This is a genomic window from Pseudomonas sp. MF09150 (genome assembly GCF_059862355.1).
In genome coordinates this window covers 295,082-311,144 of the sequence record NZ_JCBCUS010000007.1, presented here as the reverse complement: position 1 = coordinate 311,144, position 16,063 = coordinate 295,082, and the positions used below count along the sequence as shown (strand labels likewise).

Here is a 16,063-nt window from a genome sequence, read left to right as displayed (position 1 = left end):
GCATGAGTGATGCTCGTCATTGCCCGGCGGTATTGATCGCCGCCCCGGCTTCCGGCCAGGGCAAGACCACCGTGACCGCCGCCCTGGCGCGCTTGCACCGCAACCAGGGGCGCAAGGTCAGGGTGTTCAAGTGCGGCCCGGACTTTCTCGACCCGATGATCCTCGAACGTGCCAGCGGCGCGCCGGTGTATCAGCTGGATATGTGGATGGTCGGCGAGCAAGAGAGCCGGCGCCTGTTGTGGGAGGCCGCCGCCGAGGCGGATCTGATTCTGATCGAAGGGGTCATGGGCCTGTTCGACGGCACGCCGTCCAGCGCCGACCTGGCGCGGCATTTCGGCGTGCCGGTGCTGGCGGTGATCGACGGCACGGCCATGGCCCAGACCTTCGGCGCCCTGGCTCTGGGGCTGGCACGCTACCAGCCGGACTTGCCATTCGCCGGCGTGCTGGCCAATCGGGTCGGCACCCTGCGCCACGCCCAGTTGCTCGAAGGCAGCCTGACCGAAGGCTTGCGCTGGTATGGCGCCTTGTCTCGGGAGACCGGCATCGAACTGCCGAGCCGCCACCTGGGGCTGGTGCAGGCCAGCGAACTCAACGACCTCGACCTGCGCCTGGACGCGGCGGCGCAGGCCCTGGCCGGCAGTTGCGAAGTGGCGCTGCCACCAGCGGTCACCTTCGCCGCCCCCGAGGTAGTGAGCGCCGAGCCGTTGCTGGCCGGGGTGCGCATCGCCGTGGCCCGGGACGAGGCCTTTGCCTTCACCTATGGCGCGAGCCTGGACCTGCTGCGGGCCATGGGCGCCGAGTTGTCGTTCTTTTCGCCGATTCACGACCGCGAGCTGCCACCTGCCGACAGCCTGTACCTGCCCGGTGGCTACCCGGAACTGCATCACCAGGCCCTGGCCGAAAACAGTGCGATGCTCGCAGCGATCCGCGCCCACCACGGCGCCGGCAAACCCTTGCTCGCCGAATGTGGCGGCATGCTCTACCTGCTGGATTCCCTGACCGATGTCGAGGGGCACAGTGCCCGTCTGCTGGGGCTGCTGCCCGGTGATGCGGTGATGCAAAAGCGCCTGGCGGCCCTGGCCCTGCAAGATGTGCAGTTGCCGGAAGGAACCTTGCGCGGCCACACCTACCACCATTCGCTGACCAGTACCGAACTGACGCCGATTGCCCGTGGCGTGAGCCCCAATGGCGGGCGCGGTGCCGAAGCGGTGTATCGCGATGGGCGGATGACCGCCTCGTATGTGCACTTCTATTTCCCGTCCAACCCGGTGGCGGTGGCGGCGCTGTTCGCCCCGGAGCCGTCGCTGGCGACTGTCGGCAAGCCGGCACCAGCGGTAGCTGAACCTTCATGACCGACAATGCTTTTTCGGCTGCCGAACGGGCCGCGGTCTATCGGGCCATTGCCGAGCGGCGTGATATGCGCCACTTCGCCGGTGGCAGCGTCGAGCCGGTGCTGTTGCAGCGTCTGCTCGAGGCCGCGCACCAGGCGCCCAGTGTCGGCTTGATGCAGCCGTGGCGTTTTATCCGCATCAGCAACCCTGAGCTGCGCGGCAAGATCCAGCAGTTGGTGGAAGAAGAGCGGGTGCGCACGGCCGAGGCCCTGGGCGAGCGCTCCGATGAGTTCATGAAACTCAAGGTCGAAGGCATCAACGATTGTGCCGAGGTGCTGGTGGCGGCCTTGATGGATGGGCGTGAGCGGCACATCTTCGGCCGCCGTACGCTGCCGGAAATGGACATGGCCTCGCTGTCCTGCGCGATCCAGAACCTGTGGCTGGCGGCGCGGGCCGAGGGCCTGGGCATGGGCTGGGTGTCGCTGTTCGAACCCCAGGCCCTGGCTGATTTGCTGGGATTGCCGCCAGGGGCCAAACCGCTGGCGGTGCTGTGTCTGGGGCCGGTCACCGAGTTTTACCCGGCGCCGATGCTGGCGCTGGAAGGCTGGGCGCAACCGCGTCCGCTGAGTGAATTGCTGTATGAAAATTTCTGGGGAGTGAGTCAATGAGTGTGGCGTTGCTGAGTGTCGCCGGGGTTGCGCTGGATGCGCTGCTGGGCGAGCCCAAGCGCTGGCATCCGCTGGTGGCGTTCGGCCGTTTTGCCGATCGCATCGAGCAACGTTTCAATTCTGCCGGACGCGGCTGGCGCAGCCATGGGGTGACGGCCTGGGTACTGGCGGTGCTGCCGCTGACCCTGTTGGCCACGGCGCTCTCATGGCTGCCTTATATCGGCTGGCTGGTGGAGATTCTGGCGTTGTATTGCGCCCTGGGCCTGCGCAGCCTGGGTGAGCATGTCGAGCCGGTGGCTCAGGCGCTGCGCAGCGATAACCTGGAGCAGGCGCGGCAGCGGGTCGGCTACCTGGTCAGTCGTGAGACCAGCGAGCTGGACGCCACCGCCGTCGCTCGCGCCGCCACCGAATCGGTGCTGGAGAACGGCAGCGATGCGGTGTTCGCGGCGTTGTTCTGGTTTGCCGTGGCAGGCGCGCCGGGGGTGGTGCTCTATCGCCTGAGCAACACCCTGGACGCGATGTGGGGCTATCGTAATGAACGCTTCGAACGCTTCGGTTGGGCGGCGGCAAAAATCGACGATGTGCTCAATTACATTCCGGCGCGGCTGGTGGCTCTGACCTACGCGCTGCTGGGCAAGACCCGCCTGGCGCTCAAGTGCTGGCGGCGCCAGGGTCCGACCTGGGACAGCCCGAACGCCGGCCCGGTCATGGCGGCAGGCGCCGGAGCCCTGGGGGTGGAACTGGGCGGCGCGGCGATCTATCACGGTGAGCTGCACCAGCGCCCGCTGTTGGGTGAGGGCGTGCCGGCGGATGCCGCGTCCATCGATCGCGGCTGGCAATTGGTGCAGCGCGGGGTGTGGTTATGGCTATTGATCCTGTGTGTGGGGGCTGAGTTTTATGCTTGAGCACGGCGGACGGCTGCGCAAGGCCGCGGCGCAATACGGCATCGCGGAGAACGCCTGGCTGGACCTGTCCAGTGGCCTGGCCCCCTGGCCATTTCCGATTCCGGAGATCCCCGAGCGCGCCTGGGCACGCCTGCCGGAAACCGATGACGGCCTGGAGCGCGCGGCGTGTGACTACTACGGCGCCTGCGAGGTATTGCCGGTCGCCGGGTCGCAGGCGGCGATCCAGTTGCTGCCGCGTTTGCGCCGCGCCGGCAAGGTCGGGGTGTTGTCGCCCTGTTACGCCGAACACGCCGAGGCCTGGCGCCGCAGTGGCTATATCGTGCGCGAGGTGCTGGAGCAGGAGGTCGACTTCTTCCTCGACAGCCTCGATGTGCTGGTGGTGGTCAACCCGAACAACCCCACCGGCCTGAGCCTGACTCCGGAGCGCCTGCTCGACTGGCATGGGCGCCTGGCCCAGCGCGGTGGCTGGTTGGTGGTGGATGAAGCCTTCATGGACACCACCCCGCAACTGAGCCTGGCGTCCCACGCGCATCAGGTGGGGCTGATTGTGCTGCGTTCGTTTGGCAAGTTCTTCGGCCTGGCCGGTGTGCGCCTGGGTTTTGTCCTGGCTGAACGCAAGCTGCTCAAACTGCTGGCCGAGCAGGTGGGCCCGTGGGCAGTGAGCGGCCCGACCCGGGTGGTGGGCCAGGCCTGCCTGCAGGATGCCCCGGGGCATGCCCGCCAGCGTTTGCGCTGCGACGCGGCCAGCCTGCGCCTGGCGGCCATTCTTGAGCACCACGGCCTCAAGCCGCAGGGCGGCTGCGCGCTGTTTCAATGGTTGATCGTGGCCGATGCCGAGAACCTCTACGAGTTCATGGCGCGGCGCGGCATCCTCCTGCGGCTGTTCGTGCACAACAGCAGCCTGCGTTTTGGCCTGCCGGCCGATGAAGCCGACTGGTCGCGCCTGGAGCAAGCGCTGCAGGCCTATTCCAAGGACACCCCATGACCACCCTGATGGTGCAAGGCACCACATCGGATGCCGGTAAAAGTACCCTGGTCACCGCCCTGTGCCGCTGGCTGATCCGCCAGGGTGTCAGCGTGGTGCCGTTCAAGCCGCAGAACATGGCGCTCAACAGCGCGGTCACCGCCGATGGCGGCGAAATCGGTCGGGCCCAGGCGGTCCAGGCCCAGGCTGCCAACCTCGAACCGCACACTGACATGAACCCGGTGCTGCTCAAGCCCAACAGCGATACAGGGGCCCAGGTCATCATTCATGGGCGTGCCGTCACCAGCATGAATGCGGTGGCCTATCACGATTACAAGGCCATCGCCATGCAGGCGGTGCTGGCGTCCCACCAACGGCTGAGCGCGGCTTATCCGGTGGTGATGGTGGAGGGCGCCGGGTCGCCGGCGGAGATCAATCTGCGGGCCGGCGACATCGCCAATATGGGGTTTGCCGAAGCGGTGGACTGTCCGGTGCTGTTGATTGCCGACATCAACCGCGGCGGGGTCTTCGCCCATCTGGTGGGCACTCTGGAGCTGCTGTCGGCCACTGAGCAGGCACGGGTCAAAGGTTTCATCATCAATCGTTTTCGCGGCGATATCGCCTTGCTGCAACCGGGCCTGGACTGGCTCGAGGCGCGCACCGGCAAACCGGTGGTCGGGGTCCTGCCGTATGTGATGGACCTGCACCTGGAGGCCGAGGACGGCATCGACCAGCGCCAGGCCGTCAAGGCCGAACACGTATTGAAGGTGGTGGTGCCGGTGTTGCCGCGGATCAGCAATCACACCGATTTCGATCCCCTGCGCCTGCACCCCCAGGTCGATCTGCAGTTCGTCGGGCCGGGCCAGGCGATTCCGGCGGCCGACCTGATCATCCTCCCCGGCTCGAAAAGCGTGCGCAGCGACCTGGCCTACCTGCGGGCCAATGGTTGGGAGGAGGCCATCGCCCGGCACCTGCGTTACGGCGGCAAGCTGCTGGGCATTTGCGGTGGCTTGCAGATGCTCGGCGAGCAGGTCCATGACCCGCTGGGGCTCGAAGGACCGCCGGGTTCAAGCCCGGGCCTGGGTTTGCTGGCGTTCGCTACCGAGCTTGAGGCGCACAAGCAACTGCGCAATGTGCGTGGTCGTCTGACCCTGGAGAACGCCGCCGTCAGTGGCTATGAAATCCATGCCGGAGTCACCACCGGGCCGGCCCTGGAGCGGGCGGCGGTGCTGCTGGACGACGGCCGCAGCGATGGCGCCTGCAGCGCCGATGGGCAGATTCTCGGCAGCTACCTGCACGGCCTGTTCGAGGCCCCGGCGGCTTGTACGGCGCTGTTGCGCTGGGCGGGCCTGGCGGATGTGCAGGAAGTCGATTACCACGCCCTGCGTGAGCGCGATATCGAGCGCCTGGCCGACCTGGTGGAGCAACACCTGGACACCGCCTACCTGCGTGAACTCTGTGGGCTTTAACTGGCGATCCGGTTCGCCCTTCAACCTCTAAGGTGTCCAAGCATGCTGCAACTGATACTCGGCGGTGCCCGTTCCGGGAAAAGTCGCCTGGCTGAGAAGCTCGCTGCCGACAGCGCCCTGGCCGTGACTTATATCGCCACCAGCCAGCCGCTGGATGGCGAGATGAACCAGCGCATCCTGCATCACCGCGAGCGACGTCCGGCGCACTGGGCATTGATCGAAGAACCCCTGGCCCTGGCCCGGGTGTTGCGGGAAAACGCCGCGCCCGAGCGTTGCCTGTTGGTGGATTGCCTGACCCTGTGGCTGACCAACCTGCTGATGCTCGATGACGCCGAACGCCTGGCGGCCGAGCGCGAAGCGCTGTTGCAGTGCCTGGAGGCATTGCCTGGGCAGATTATTTTTGTCAGCAACGAGACCGGTATGGGTGTCGTGCCGCTGGGCGAATTGACTCGCCGCTATGTCGATGAAGCCGGTTGGTTGCATCAAGCCCTGGCCGAGCGTTGTCAGCGAGTGATCCTGACGGTCGCCGGCCTGCCCCTGACTTTGAAAGGAACTGCGTTATGAATGACTCCTGGTGGCTGCAACCGTGCAAAGCGCTGGACGCCCAGGCCCTGGAACAGGCGCAAGCCCGTCAGCAGCAGTTGACCAAGCCGGCCGGGTCTCTGGGTCGCCTGGAGCTGGCAGCGGTGCAACTGGCCGGGCTGCAAGGGCGGGTCAAGCCCGAGCTGAGCCAGCTGTGGATCGCCATTTTTGCTGGTGATCACGGGGTGGTGGCCGAAGGTGTTTCGGCTTATCCGCAGGCCGTCACCGGGCAGATGTTGCTCAACTTTGTCAGCGGCGGCGCGGCGATCAGCGTGCTGGCGCGGCAACTGGGTGCGCAGCTGGAAGTGGTCGATCTGGGCACCATCAACCCGGGCCTGGATCTGCCAGGCGTGCGCCACCTCAACCTCGGCCCCGGCACCCATAACTTTGTGAATGGCCCCGCCATGACCCGGGCCCAGGGTGAGCAAGCCTTGCAGGCCGGTCGCGATAGTGCGCGACGGGCCCTGGCCGCAGGCAGCCAGTTGTTTATCGGTGGCGAAATGGGCATCGGCAACACCACCTCGGCCAGTGCCATTGCCTGTGCGCTGCTGGAGATTCCGGTGGCGGATCTCGCCGGGCCCGGCACCGGGCTCGATGCGGCGGGTGTCAGCCACAAGGCGCAGGTGATCGAGCGCGCCTTGCAGCTCCACGGCGCCCAGCGTGAAGACGTTCTGCAGACCCTGTTCAACCTGGGCGGGTTTGAAGTGGCGGCCCTGGTCGGGGCCTACTTGGCGTGCGCCCAGGAAGGGATCGCGGTCCTGGTGGATGGTTTTATCTGCACTGTGGCCGCCCTGGTGGCGGTACGCCTCAACCCGGGTTGCCGGCCGTGGCTATTGTTCGGTCATCGCGGTGCTGAGCCGGGTCATCGGCATGTCCTCGACATCCTTGGCGCCGAGCCGCTGCTTGAACTTGGCCTGCGCCTGGGTGAAGGCAGTGGTGCCGCGCTGGCGGTGCCGCTGTTGCGCCTGGCCTGCGACCTGCACGGGCAGATGGCGACCTTTGCCGAAGCCGCCGTGGCGGATCGTCCGGCATGACCTTGCACCTTGACCTGCTGCGCCATGGCGAAACCGAACTCGGTGGCGGCTTGCGCGGCAGCCTGGATGATGCCCTGACTGCCAAGGGCTGGCAGCAGATGCGCCTGGCGGTCGAGGCCCAGGGGCCCTGGGATCGGCTGGTCAGTTCGCCGTTGCAGCGCTGCGCGCGCTTTGCCGAGGAGCTGGGGGCTCGCCTGGGGTTGCCGGTGACCCTGGAGAAAGACTTGCAGGAGCTGCATTTCGGCGCCTGGGAAGGTCAGAGTGCCGCCGCGCTGATGGAGACCGACGCCGAGGCCCTGGGGCGGTTCTGGGCTGACCCTTACAGCTTCACGCCGCCTGCGGGCGAGCCGGTGCTGGCATTTTCCGAGCGTGTATTGGCGGCTGTCGAGCGTCTGCACGGGGCGTACGCCGGGCAGCGTGTGTTGTTGATCAGCCATGGTGGAGTGATGCGCCTGTTGCTGGCCCGGGCACGGGGTTTGCCCCGCGAGCAGTTGCTGAATGTCGAGGTGGCTCACGGCGCCTTGTTTGCGTTGCGGGTCGAGGCGGATCGGCGCCTGAGCGAGGGTTGCTGAATATGCTGCCGTTCTGGATCGCCTTGCAGTTTCTCAGCAGCTTGCCGATTCGCCTGCCCGGCATGCCGCAACCCCAGGAACTGGGACGTTCGCTGCTGTTCTATCCCCTGGTGGGGGGGCTGTTTGGCGTTGTGTTGTGGGGGCTCAACGGGCTGCTCGACGGTACGCCGTTGCTGCTGCATGGGGCCTTGCTGCTCAGTGCCTGGGTGCTGCTCAGCGGCGGCCTGCACCTGGACGGATTGGCGGACAGCGCCGATGCCTGGCTCGGCGGTTTTGGTGATCGTGAACGGACGCTGACCATCATGAAGGACCCGCGCAGCGGGCCGATCGCGGTGGTGACCCTGGTGTTGGTGCTGTTGCTCAAGTTCGTCGCGCTGGTGGCGTTGATCGAGCAGCATCACGGTGTGGCTCTGTTGCTGGCGCCGCTGATCGGACGTGCTTCGCTGCTGGGACTGTTCCTGTGCACGCCTTATGTGCGTCCCGGGGGGCTGGGGCAGGCGCTGGCCGATCATCTGCCACGGCGTGCCGGGCGTCAGGTGCTGGCGGTGGTGGCGCTGGGGTGCGTGCTGCTTGCCGGTTACCTCGGCGTGTTCACACTGCTGTTGTCGGCCGTGGTGTTCTTCTGGCTGCGCCAACTGATGCTGCGCCGTCTGGGCGGCACTACGGGCGACACCGCGGGGGCCTTGCTGGAATTGTTGGAAGTGGCGGTGCTGGTGGGCCTGGCGTTGTTCTGAGCCGGGCCTTGAATGCAAAATTCTTGCTTTACATGAATCGCGGGTATATACACGCACCATGCTTCCTTCTCAATGTTTGTGCACCAACCTGCGTCGTGCCGCCCGTGGCGTCAGCAGGTACTACGACGGCGCCCTCGACGGCTTCGGGATCAACGTTGCCCAGTATTCCTTGCTGTGCAATCTGCAACGCCTGGATCAGCCGAGTATTTCCAGCCTGGCCGAAGCCATGGGCCTGGATCGCAGCACCCTGGGGCGCAATTTGCGGGTTCTGGAAGGCGAGGGCCTGGTGACGCTGGTGGAGGGTGAAGATCAGCGCAATCGCCTGGTGTTGCTGACCGAAGCCGGCTGTGAGCGCCTGGTGGCGGCGCTGCCGGCCTGGGAAGCCGCGCAGCAGCGTTTGATCGATCGCCTGGGTGCAGAGAAGCGCGAAACCTTGTTGGCCTTGCTCAACGAATTGGCTTGAACGCCATTCGTTCGCTTATAAGCGGGTAGATACCCGCAATTTGGAGAATAAAAATGTCATCGATGTGGCGTACCAGCGGTTGGGTGCTTCTGGGCAGTGCGTTGATTCTGGCGCTGTCCCTCGGGGTGCGTCACGGCTTTGGCCTGTTCTTGCCGCCCATGAGCGCGCAGTTTGGCTGGGGGCGTGAGGTGTTTGCCTTTGCCATCGCCTTGCAGAACCTGATCTGGGGTCTGGCGCAACCCTTTACCGGCGCCTTGGCTGACCGCTTTGGCGCGGCCAAGGTGGTGCTGATCGGCGGCGTGCTCTATGCGATCGGCCTGGTGTTCATGGGGCTCTCGGATTCGCCGTTGTCGCTGTCCCTGAGCGCCGGCCTGCTGATCGGCATCGGCCTGTCGGGGACCTCGTTTTCGGTGATTCTCGGCGTCGTCGGCCGTGCCTTGCCAGCGGAAAAACGCAGCATGGGCATGGGCGTCGCCAGTGCCGCCGGTTCGTTCGGCCAATTCGCCATGTTGCCGGGCACCCTGGGGCTGATCGGCTGGCTGGGCTGGTCCTCGGCCCTGCTGGTACTGGGCCTGCTGGTGGCGCTGATCGTGCCGCTGGTGAGCATGCTCAAGGACAAGCCATTGCCGGTGCTCGGTCATGAGCAGAGCCTGGGCCAGGCGCTGCGCGAGGCGTGCGGGCATTCCGGGTTCTGGCTGCTGGCCTTCGGCTTTTTCGTCTGTGGCTTTCAGGTGGTGTTTATCGGCGTGCACTTGCCGGCCTACCTGGTGGATCAGCACCTGCCGGCCACGGTGGGCACCACGGTGCTGGCGCTGATCGGGCTGTTCAATATCTTCGGTACCTATACCGCCGGCTGGCTCGGCGGGCGGATGTCCAAGCCGCGCTTGCTGACCGGCCTCTATCTGCTGCGGGCGGTGGTCATCGGGTTGTTCCTGTGGCTGCCGGTGACCCAGACCAGCGCCTACCTGTTCGGCATGGCGATGGGCTTTCTCTGGCTGTCGACCGTGCCCTTGACCAACGGCACGGTGGCGACCTTGTTCGGCGTGCGCAACTTGTCCATGCTCGGCGGCATTGTGTTTCTCTTCCACCAGTTGGGTTCGTTCCTGGGTGGCTGGCTGGGAGGCGTGGTGTATGACCGAACCGGGAGTTATGACTTGATCTGGCAGGTGGCGATTCTCTTGAGTCTGTTGGCGGCCGCTCTCAATTGGCCAGTGCGGGAGCGCCCGGTGGCGCGCCTGCAAGCCCAGGCAGGCGCGGTGTGAGACGTATAGGCTGGCTTGGCTTGGGCCTGGTGCTCGGAACTGGTCTGGTGCTGCTGGCCTGGTGGGGCTGGCAGCGCGGTGGGCTGGCGCTGATGGAGTTGGGCATGGGCGCTTGCTAGGGGCGACGGCAGACGAGTAACGTCGCAGTCTGACGATTTGATCAAGGACGCAGAATATGTTGATGCGCTGGCTTGCGGTTCCAGCTCTATTCGTTGCCCTGGGGAGTTCGGCCTGGGCCGCAGACTGCCCATCCCTGTTGCAAGGCTCGTTGCCCAAGCTCCACGCCAAGGAGTCCATCGACCTGTGCCAGCGCTTTGCTGGCAAGCCGTTGATCGTGGTCAACACCGCGAGCTTCTGCGGTTTTGCCCCGCAGTTCAAAGGTCTGGAAGCCTTGTATCAGCGCTATAAGGAGCAAGGGTTGGAGGTGCTGGGCGTGCCCTCCAATGACTTCAAACAGGAGGCCAAGGACGGCGCGGAAACCGCCAAGGTCTGTTACGTCAACTACGGCGTGACCTTCACCATGAGCGAGCCGCAGAAAGTCCAGGGCCCGGACGCCGTGCACCTTTTCAAGGTCCTGGCCGAACAGAGCAGCGCGCCGAAATGGAATTTCTACAAGTACGTGGTCGACCGCCAGGGGCGGGTGATTGCCAACTTTTCCAGCTTGACCAAGCCTGACAGCCCGGAGTTGATCGAGGCGGTGGAAAAAGCCCTGGCTTCCCAACCCTGAGTTCAATGCACTGAATAAAAAAGCCCCGGATCCTGTTGGATGCGGGGCTTTTTCGTTTCTCAGCGCGGGAGTTGGCCCGGCGATGATGCTTAGAAGCGGTAGGTAGCACCTACACCGAAACCGTGGGCGCTGTTTTCGTATTCGGCGTTGTAGCTACGTGCCAATGGCGAAGCGGTCGGGCTGGTGTTGCTGCGGTTGATGTTGACCTTTTCTTCCTTGAGGTAGGAGTAGGCCACATCGATGGTCAGGTCTTCAGTTGGCGACCAGCCAGCACCGAGGCTGAAAATCGTCCGGTCGCCGGTAGGAATGCGTGGCGAGCGATCGGTGTTGTTGGTTGGCGACTGGTCAAAGGTCAGACCGGTACGCAGGACCCATTGCTTGTTCAACTGGTACGAAGTACCGATCGCATAGGCCCAGGTGTCATGCCAGTTCTGGTCTTCCTTGATGGTGGTGAAGGCGCCTGGGGCTGCGCCGCCGCCAGCAGCTACGGTTACACCTTCGTTATCCACGGTGATGTCTTTCAGGCGGCTCCAGCGAGTCCAGGTGGTACCTGCGTACAGGGTCCAGGCGTCGTTGAGCTCCTGGGTCACGGACAGGTCGAGGGATTCCGGCGTCTGGATTTTCAGCGACGCGTCGTAGCGTGCGCCCTTCATGATCAGCGGGTTTGTGCCTGCGCCTGGAGAGACCGTAGTGTGGCCTTCAAGCTTGTAATCAACCTTGGAGTGGTAGGTCAGGCCGACACGGGTGGTGTCAGTGGCTTGAACCAGAACGCCAATGTTGTACCCGTAGCCGATATCGTCGCCTTTGATCTGCACTTGGCCATCGGTCGCGGTGAACGGCGTGTTAAGCGTGGATTCCAGCACACCGGAAATGCGGTTGATGGTTGGACCGAAACCGATCGAAACCTTGTCGTTGAAGGCGTAGCTGACGGTTGGCTGGAAGGTCACCACCTTGACTTCACTTTTGCTGCCGAAGTTACGGCCCTGGAAGGAGCTTTCGTAGTCGGTGATCAGACCGAAAGGAGCGTATACGCCCAGACCGAAGGCCCACTGGTCATCGATTGGCTTGACATAGAAACCCATTGGTACGGCGGTGAAAGGCACCATGTCGCCTTTGTTGGTCCCGCTGCGGCTACCGCTGGTGTCCTTGATGTCGGTCGAGGCATCAATCGCGGCCATCCCGCCGGTGACTTGCTGGCGCTTGAGGCGCGACATGCCGGCAGGGTTACCAAATACAGTGCTTGCATCATCGGCAGAAGAAGAGCGACCTGCGAAACCAGTACCCATCCCGCTGATGCTCTGTTCGTTGAGGGCAAAGCCACTCGCGAAAAGTTGGCTGGATGCCATGGCAACGGCGAGGCTGATGGTTGTTTTGAGCATTACTTTTTTCATTATTAGAACTCCTGGTGATCACCGGGGCGAAAATTACCAACATTTTCGTCCTAGCGCTATAGGCTGTATGCCTTGATTTAGAGCGGTTTTGTAGGACAATCCGACCAAAAATGGCGTTTCTTCGCCGATCGTGCAAAAAGCGCGATCAGCAGGGGAGGAGGTTCAGCGGGGAGACATGGGTTTTCCAGGCGCAGGTGAAATCCCGCAACCGTCCTTGGGGTTGGAAAGTCTGTCTCCAGAGGCGAGCCATGCCGAGCAGGTCGTCGGCAGCCGGCAGTGCGGTTTGTTGTTCTTCGATCAGCAGCCAGGCTATGGCCGTGGCATAGCGCAGATTTACCGTGAGTTCCAGGTGAGGGCTGCTCAGGAAAGCATGCTGGCTGGCCAGGCCCCGGACCCGGCTGGCGAGTTCGGGGTCGAGGGCCAGGTACAGGTCCCAGAGTGCCGCGTGGCGGCGTTCGGCAATGCAGTAGAGGCCATGGCCGCGGCGGTCGTGCAGGGCTGAGCCCAGGTCCGATTGGCTGGCGGCGATGCCCAGCAACAACGATTCTGCGCATGGACTGTGGCGACCCAGATACTGCAGGGTGGGACGAATCACATACAGACGCAGTTCCCTGGCCGCAATCCCCATAACACCCTCGACACTCCGGTTTGTTATTGGTCGGCGATGCCTGACATCGGGCTTGGCAGCAGTGGATCGGGTCAGGTTCGCCGGAAGCGGATCATGCCGCTTGAGTTGAAGTGTAGTGTTATATGTTTGATGTAAAGGACTGTTTTTAAAATATTTTCGGCTTCCCGTTATAACCGTTATATCTATTCGTACTTTATTCGGCCGGGGATAAACAGAAACAACAGGCAATAAAAAGCCCCGCGTTCAGGCGAGGCTTTTGGGGTTGCGACGTTCTGGCGTTTCAGGCAACCAGTGCCTGACGGGTACGCTCGATCACTGCCTGCAGCGGTTCTGCGCTGGAGTATTGATCGGGGTACAGGCGTTCGCTGTGACGAGCGATGCCGTGTTCGTTGACCAGGGTGAAGCTGAAGCAGCCTTTGCGAGCGGCCATGATCAGGCAGTTCATTGGTGCAAAGGCGTTGGTTAGGGTGCGAATGGCATCCTGAGTCTGGATTTGAGTAGACATAGTTATTAGGTGTTCCTACAAATGACACGGTTAAGAACCGTGCAACGTTAAAACGTTCCAGTAACGTCGACCACCATTGGTCGAACGACGAACCCGACTGGAACAAAGCAGCCAGTTGCAAGCGCTTTTGATATGAATGCGCTAAGGCTGGCAGGTAGGTACTTAGGAGGGCAGGCAACACAACAAGGGCAAAGGTTCTGGGCCCGGGGTGAAGATCCTGATCAATTTGCAGGTTGGTTCGGTCAGAGTAAATGTGCTTCGCGACACCCTTTGCTTTCGATTCAAAGGCCGTGTCGTCGTAAGTTTTACCTGGAAACCATCGAGGTGGTCGATCCCATGTTGTCGGTGGCAGCTGCGCTTGAGGGCAGTGTTACCGGGGGACTTGTTCGACCAGAATTGACTTTCAGCTTGGTACTAACGCCGCGGATAGTATCGTGTTGAATGCGAGGATGCAAGTGTGTTAGGAAAAAATATCTATCATGGCCAGCAATGGGGCTCAGGCCAGGGGATGCAGGGCCGTCACCCAGGTGCCGGTGCGTCGTAGCCACTTTTCTCCACAGGTGCGCCCGGGTCTGGTGCGGCGATATAACCCCGAACAAGGTACTTGTGCACATTAGTTGCGCGGCATGTCACCGCGCTGTCACTTGGGTCGTTGGGCCGGCCATTGCCTGTGATGAAAATTTAAGTCAATGAAAAACATCGGTTTTTTTTACTGGTGAAAAAATCGTCAGTTTGAGCGTGAGCCCCGTCCCATGGGGCTTTCGGCGAGTTGTGGAGGGGTTGTCCACTGACTTATCCACAGCTTCTGTGGATTGTCCCAAGCGCTTGCTCTAGCACGGGCATGCAGGCTTTTTTAAGCTTTACCCCTGCGAAAAAAGGAGTAGAGTGGCGCGCCTTCTGATCTGCCCCACAGTGTTTTATGAAGTTTCGCTCAGTATCACCTGCTGTTACCGCCGCACCTGCGAGTGTTACCGCCCCCAAGCGCTTTTCCATGCGCGTGGCCATGTGGCTGCTCGACAGCCCACGCCTGGGCGACAACCCCAACGTCAAGCATTTCGCCGGACGCCTGCTCAAGCAGCCGGCCCGTGAAGGGGTCGTGGCTGCGCAAAGCCGCCTGGGCCAATTGATGTGCCGCGAGTGCGGCAATGCCCGAGATCGTCGGATCGGCCAGGACCTGCTGCGCCAGGCGGCGCGCGCGGGTGATCGGCGTGCACAGCGCGAGCTGGGTCAGATCGACGACTGAGCTGTCCAAGGACCTGCGCCTTGGTTAACCTTCAGGCTTTATTTCAAGGGCGGGAGCCGCTATGGCGATGGACTTGACCAGCCTGTTGCTCGGCCTGGCAGCGGCGGCGGTACCGCTGCTGGCGCTGGCCTGGCAACTGCAACGACGTGCCAGCAGCCGTCAGACTGAACTGTCGTTGCTCGAAGAGCGCCTGGCCACTGCGCAACTGGCCCAGGAGGGCCTGGCGGCGCAACTGGATGCCTGTCGCGACGAAATCAGTGACCTGAGCCAGGCCAACGGCGCCAAGCAGGCCGATCTGGCGGCGGTGCGCCGTGAGGTCGAGCTGCTGCAGATCGAGCGCGACAATGCCCGCGACGCGGCCCACGCCTGGAACCTCGAACGTGCCGGCAAAGAAGCCGAACTGCGCCGGCTGGATGCCCAGGCTGCCTCGCTGCATGCCGAACTGCGGGAACAACAGGAAAGCCATCAACAGCGCCTGAGCGATTTGCAGGGCTCGCGAGATGAACTGCGGGCGCAATTTGCCGAGCTGGCCGGAAAAATCTTCGATGAGCGCGAGCAGCGCTTTGCCGAGAACAGCCAGCAGCGCCTCGGGCAATTGCTCGACCCATTGAAGGAACGCATCCAGTCGTTCGAGAAGCGGGTCGAGGAAAGTTACCAGGCCGAGGCCCGCGAGCGTTTCTCCCTGGCCAAGGAGCTGGAGCGCCTGCAGCAGTTGAACCTGCGCCTGAGCGACGAGGCGACCAACCTGACCCGCGCCCTCAAGGGCCAGAAAACCCAGGGCAACTGGGGCGAGCTGATTCTGGAGCGAGTGCTGGAGCACGCCGGGCTGGAGAAGGGCCGCGAGTATCAGACCCAGGTCAGCCTCAAGGGCCCGGACGGCGAGCGCTTCCAGCCCGATGTGCTGATCATGTTGCCGGGCGACAAGCAGGTGGTGGTGGATTCCAAGGTCAGCCTGACCGCCTATCAGCAGTACGTCGCCGCCGATGATGAGGTGATTGGCCAGGCGGCGCTCAAGCAGCACGTACTGTCCTTGCGCAATCACGTCAAAGGCTTGGCCGGCAAGGATTACAAGCGCCTTGAAGGGCTGCACAGCCTGGATTTCGTGCTGCTGTTCGTGCCGATCGAAGCGGCTTTTTCCGCAGCCTTGCAGGCCGAGCCGAACCTGTTCCAGGAAGCCTTTGACCGCAATATCGTGATTGTCAGCCCGACCACTCTGCTGGCCACCCTACGGGTAATCGACAGCCTGTGGAAACAGGAGCGGCAAAGCCAGAACGCCCGGGAAATTGCCGAGCGGGCCGGGTGGCTGTACGACAAGTTCGTGCTGTTTATTCAGGACCTGGATGAAGTCGGCAATCGACTGCAGCAACTGGACAAGGCCTACAGTGCGGCGCGAAACAAACTTACAGAAGGGCGCGGCAACCTCGTCAGCCGCAGCGAACAACTCAAGCTGCTCGGCGCCCGTGCCAGCAAGAGCCTGCCGGCAGACCTGCTGGAGCGGGCGATGACCGACGCCAATGGCGAGTTGCTCGAACTGCCCGAGTAACCGCACACGCCTCGTCCCGGGCCGGGTCTGGCCCCAAGACGG

At 63.3% G+C, this 16,063-nt stretch carries 18 protein-coding genes; 15 read left to right on the top strand and 3 right to left on the bottom strand.

Annotation, left to right across the window (positions count from 1 at the left end):
- Window positions 1-2 precede the first annotated feature (2 nt).
- The 13 genes from AC19YX_RS25135 to AC19YX_RS25075 are packed head-to-tail and all read left to right on the top strand — an operon-like array spanning window position 3 to window position 10,711.
- Entirely contained in the window at window positions 3-1,352 is a 1,350-nt protein-coding gene (locus AC19YX_RS25135; RefSeq protein WP_078470800.1) for a cobyrinic acid a,c-diamide synthase CobB, read from the top strand.
- Window positions 1,349-1,999, top strand: a complete 651-nt coding sequence (bluB, locus tag AC19YX_RS25130) for a 5,6-dimethylbenzimidazole synthase (protein WP_078470799.1) — start codon at window positions 1,349-1,351, stop codon at window positions 1,997-1,999. Before AC19YX_RS25135 ends, bluB begins: the two co-directional genes overlap by 4 nt.
- The gene (gene cbiB / locus AC19YX_RS25125; RefSeq protein WP_500607266.1) at window positions 1,996-2,904 is read left to right on the top strand and encodes an adenosylcobinamide-phosphate synthase CbiB; all 909 of its coding nucleotides are present in this window, start codon (window positions 1,996-1,998) and stop codon (window positions 2,902-2,904) included. Before bluB ends, cbiB begins: the two co-directional genes overlap by 4 nt.
- Window positions 2,897-3,889, top strand: a complete 993-nt coding sequence (gene cobD / locus AC19YX_RS25120) for a threonine-phosphate decarboxylase CobD (protein WP_500607265.1) — start codon at window positions 2,897-2,899, stop codon at window positions 3,887-3,889. Before cbiB ends, cobD begins: the two co-directional genes overlap by 8 nt.
- Window positions 3,886-5,337 (top strand): cobyric acid synthase, encoded by a 1,452-nt coding sequence (locus AC19YX_RS25115; protein WP_500607264.1) that lies wholly within the window; start codon window positions 3,886-3,888, stop codon window positions 5,335-5,337. Before cobD ends, AC19YX_RS25115 begins: the two co-directional genes overlap by 4 nt.
- 42 nt (window positions 5,338-5,379) lie before the next feature.
- The gene (gene cobU / locus AC19YX_RS25110; RefSeq protein ID WP_078470795.1) at window positions 5,380-5,901 is read left to right on the top strand and encodes a bifunctional adenosylcobinamide kinase/adenosylcobinamide-phosphate guanylyltransferase; all 522 of its coding nucleotides are present in this window, start codon (window positions 5,380-5,382) and stop codon (window positions 5,899-5,901) included.
- Window positions 5,898-6,953, top strand: coding sequence for a nicotinate-nucleotide--dimethylbenzimidazole phosphoribosyltransferase (cobT, locus tag AC19YX_RS25105; protein WP_078470794.1), 1,056 nt, complete (start codon window positions 5,898-5,900; stop codon window positions 6,951-6,953). Before cobU ends, cobT begins: the two co-directional genes overlap by 4 nt.
- Entirely contained in the window at window positions 6,950-7,525 is a 576-nt protein-coding gene (gene cobC, locus AC19YX_RS25100) for an alpha-ribazole phosphatase family protein (RefSeq protein WP_500607263.1), read from the top strand. The genes cobT and cobC overlap by 4 nt, the downstream gene beginning before the upstream one ends.
- A gap of 2 nt (window positions 7,526-7,527) precedes the next feature.
- Window positions 7,528-8,259 (top strand): adenosylcobinamide-GDP ribazoletransferase, encoded by a 732-nt coding sequence (locus AC19YX_RS25095; RefSeq protein WP_500607262.1) that lies wholly within the window; start codon window positions 7,528-7,530, stop codon window positions 8,257-8,259.
- A gap of 58 nt (window positions 8,260-8,317) precedes the next feature.
- The gene (locus AC19YX_RS25090) at window positions 8,318-8,722 is read left to right on the top strand and encodes a MarR family winged helix-turn-helix transcriptional regulator (protein ID WP_078470791.1); all 405 of its coding nucleotides are present in this window, start codon (window positions 8,318-8,320) and stop codon (window positions 8,720-8,722) included.
- Between the two features lie 53 nt (window positions 8,723-8,775).
- Entirely contained in the window at window positions 8,776-9,984 is a 1,209-nt protein-coding gene (locus AC19YX_RS25085; RefSeq protein ID WP_078470790.1) for an MFS transporter, read from the top strand.
- A complete protein-coding gene (locus AC19YX_RS25080; RefSeq protein WP_274609809.1) occupies window positions 9,981-10,103 on the top strand; it encodes a hypothetical protein in 123 nt (40 codons plus the stop codon). The genes AC19YX_RS25085 and AC19YX_RS25080 overlap by 4 nt, the downstream gene beginning before the upstream one ends.
- A 56-nt stretch (window positions 10,104-10,159) precedes the next feature.
- The gene (locus tag AC19YX_RS25075) at window positions 10,160-10,711 is read left to right on the top strand and encodes a glutathione peroxidase (RefSeq protein ID WP_500607261.1); all 552 of its coding nucleotides are present in this window, start codon (window positions 10,160-10,162) and stop codon (window positions 10,709-10,711) included.
- A gap of 89 nt (window positions 10,712-10,800) precedes the next feature.
- On the opposite strand, the gene AC19YX_RS25070 is transcribed toward AC19YX_RS25075, so the two are convergent.
- The 3 genes from AC19YX_RS25070 to AC19YX_RS25060 all read right to left on the bottom strand — a co-directional run bounded on the left by AC19YX_RS25070 (window position 10,801) and on the right by AC19YX_RS25060 (window position 13,235).
- On the bottom strand, window positions 10,801-12,102 hold the full coding sequence (locus AC19YX_RS25070) for an OmpP1/FadL family transporter (RefSeq protein WP_500607260.1): 1,302 nt from the start codon (window positions 12,100-12,102) through the stop codon (window positions 10,801-10,803).
- Between the two features lie 145 nt (window positions 12,103-12,247).
- On the bottom strand, window positions 12,248-12,730 hold the full coding sequence (locus tag AC19YX_RS25065) for a hypothetical protein (RefSeq protein WP_078470787.1): 483 nt from the start codon (window positions 12,728-12,730) through the stop codon (window positions 12,248-12,250).
- Window positions 12,731-13,010: 280 nt separating this feature from the next.
- Entirely contained in the window at window positions 13,011-13,235 is a 225-nt protein-coding gene (locus AC19YX_RS25060) for a hypothetical protein (RefSeq protein WP_008051046.1), read from the bottom strand.
- A 919-nt stretch (window positions 13,236-14,154) separates the two neighbouring features.
- Between AC19YX_RS25060 and AC19YX_RS25055 the strand changes: the two genes are divergently transcribed.
- Window positions 14,155-14,478, top strand: a complete 324-nt coding sequence (locus AC19YX_RS25055; protein ID WP_500607259.1) for a sel1 repeat family protein — start codon at window positions 14,155-14,157, stop codon at window positions 14,476-14,478.
- Window positions 14,479-14,653: 175 nt separating this feature from the next.
- Window positions 14,654-16,021 carry a DNA recombination protein RmuC gene (locus tag AC19YX_RS25050; RefSeq protein ID WP_500607319.1) on the top strand — a complete coding sequence of 456 codons (1,368 nt, stop codon included), beginning with the start codon at window positions 14,654-14,656 and terminating at the stop codon, window positions 16,019-16,021.
- The last annotated feature ends 42 nt before the right edge of the window (window positions 16,022-16,063 follow it).

What these genes read in the sequence shown, in the direction of transcription:
- cobU (WP_078470795.1), top strand. Translation starts at nt 5,380, where the DNA reads ATGCTGCAACTGATACTCGGCGGTGCCCGTTCCGGGAAAAGTCGCCTG.
- AC19YX_RS25055 (WP_500607259.1), top strand. Translation starts at nt 14,155, where the DNA reads ATGAAGTTTCGCTCAGTATCACCTGCTGTTACCGCCGCACCTGCGAGT.
- AC19YX_RS25060 (WP_008051046.1), bottom strand. Translation starts at nt 13,235, where the DNA reads ATGTCTACTCAAATCCAGACTCAGGATGCCATTCGCACCCTAACCAAC.
- AC19YX_RS25090 (WP_078470791.1), top strand. Translation starts at nt 8,318, where the DNA reads ATGCTTCCTTCTCAATGTTTGTGCACCAACCTGCGTCGTGCCGCCCGT.
- AC19YX_RS25095 (WP_500607262.1), top strand. Translation starts at nt 7,528, where the DNA reads ATGCTGCCGTTCTGGATCGCCTTGCAGTTTCTCAGCAGCTTGCCGATT.
- AC19YX_RS25075 (WP_500607261.1), top strand. Translation starts at nt 10,160, where the DNA reads ATGTTGATGCGCTGGCTTGCGGTTCCAGCTCTATTCGTTGCCCTGGGG.
- bluB (WP_078470799.1), top strand. Translation starts at nt 1,349, where the DNA reads ATGACCGACAATGCTTTTTCGGCTGCCGAACGGGCCGCGGTCTATCGG.
- AC19YX_RS25115 (WP_500607264.1), top strand. Translation starts at nt 3,886, where the DNA reads ATGACCACCCTGATGGTGCAAGGCACCACATCGGATGCCGGTAAAAGT.
- cbiB (WP_500607266.1), top strand. Translation starts at nt 1,996, where the DNA reads ATGAGTGTGGCGTTGCTGAGTGTCGCCGGGGTTGCGCTGGATGCGCTG.
- cobT (WP_078470794.1), top strand. Translation starts at nt 5,898, where the DNA reads ATGAATGACTCCTGGTGGCTGCAACCGTGCAAAGCGCTGGACGCCCAG.
- AC19YX_RS25070 (WP_500607260.1), bottom strand. Translation starts at nt 12,102, where the DNA reads ATGAAAAAAGTAATGCTCAAAACAACCATCAGCCTCGCCGTTGCCATG.
- AC19YX_RS25135 (WP_078470800.1), top strand. Translation starts at nt 3, where the DNA reads ATGAGTGATGCTCGTCATTGCCCGGCGGTATTGATCGCCGCCCCGGCT.
- AC19YX_RS25065 (WP_078470787.1), bottom strand. Translation starts at nt 12,730, where the DNA reads ATGGGGATTGCGGCCAGGGAACTGCGTCTGTATGTGATTCGTCCCACC.
- cobC (WP_500607263.1), top strand. Translation starts at nt 6,950, where the DNA reads ATGACCTTGCACCTTGACCTGCTGCGCCATGGCGAAACCGAACTCGGT.
- cobD (WP_500607265.1), top strand. Translation starts at nt 2,897, where the DNA reads ATGCTTGAGCACGGCGGACGGCTGCGCAAGGCCGCGGCGCAATACGGC.
- AC19YX_RS25085 (WP_078470790.1), top strand. Translation starts at nt 8,776, where the DNA reads ATGTCATCGATGTGGCGTACCAGCGGTTGGGTGCTTCTGGGCAGTGCG.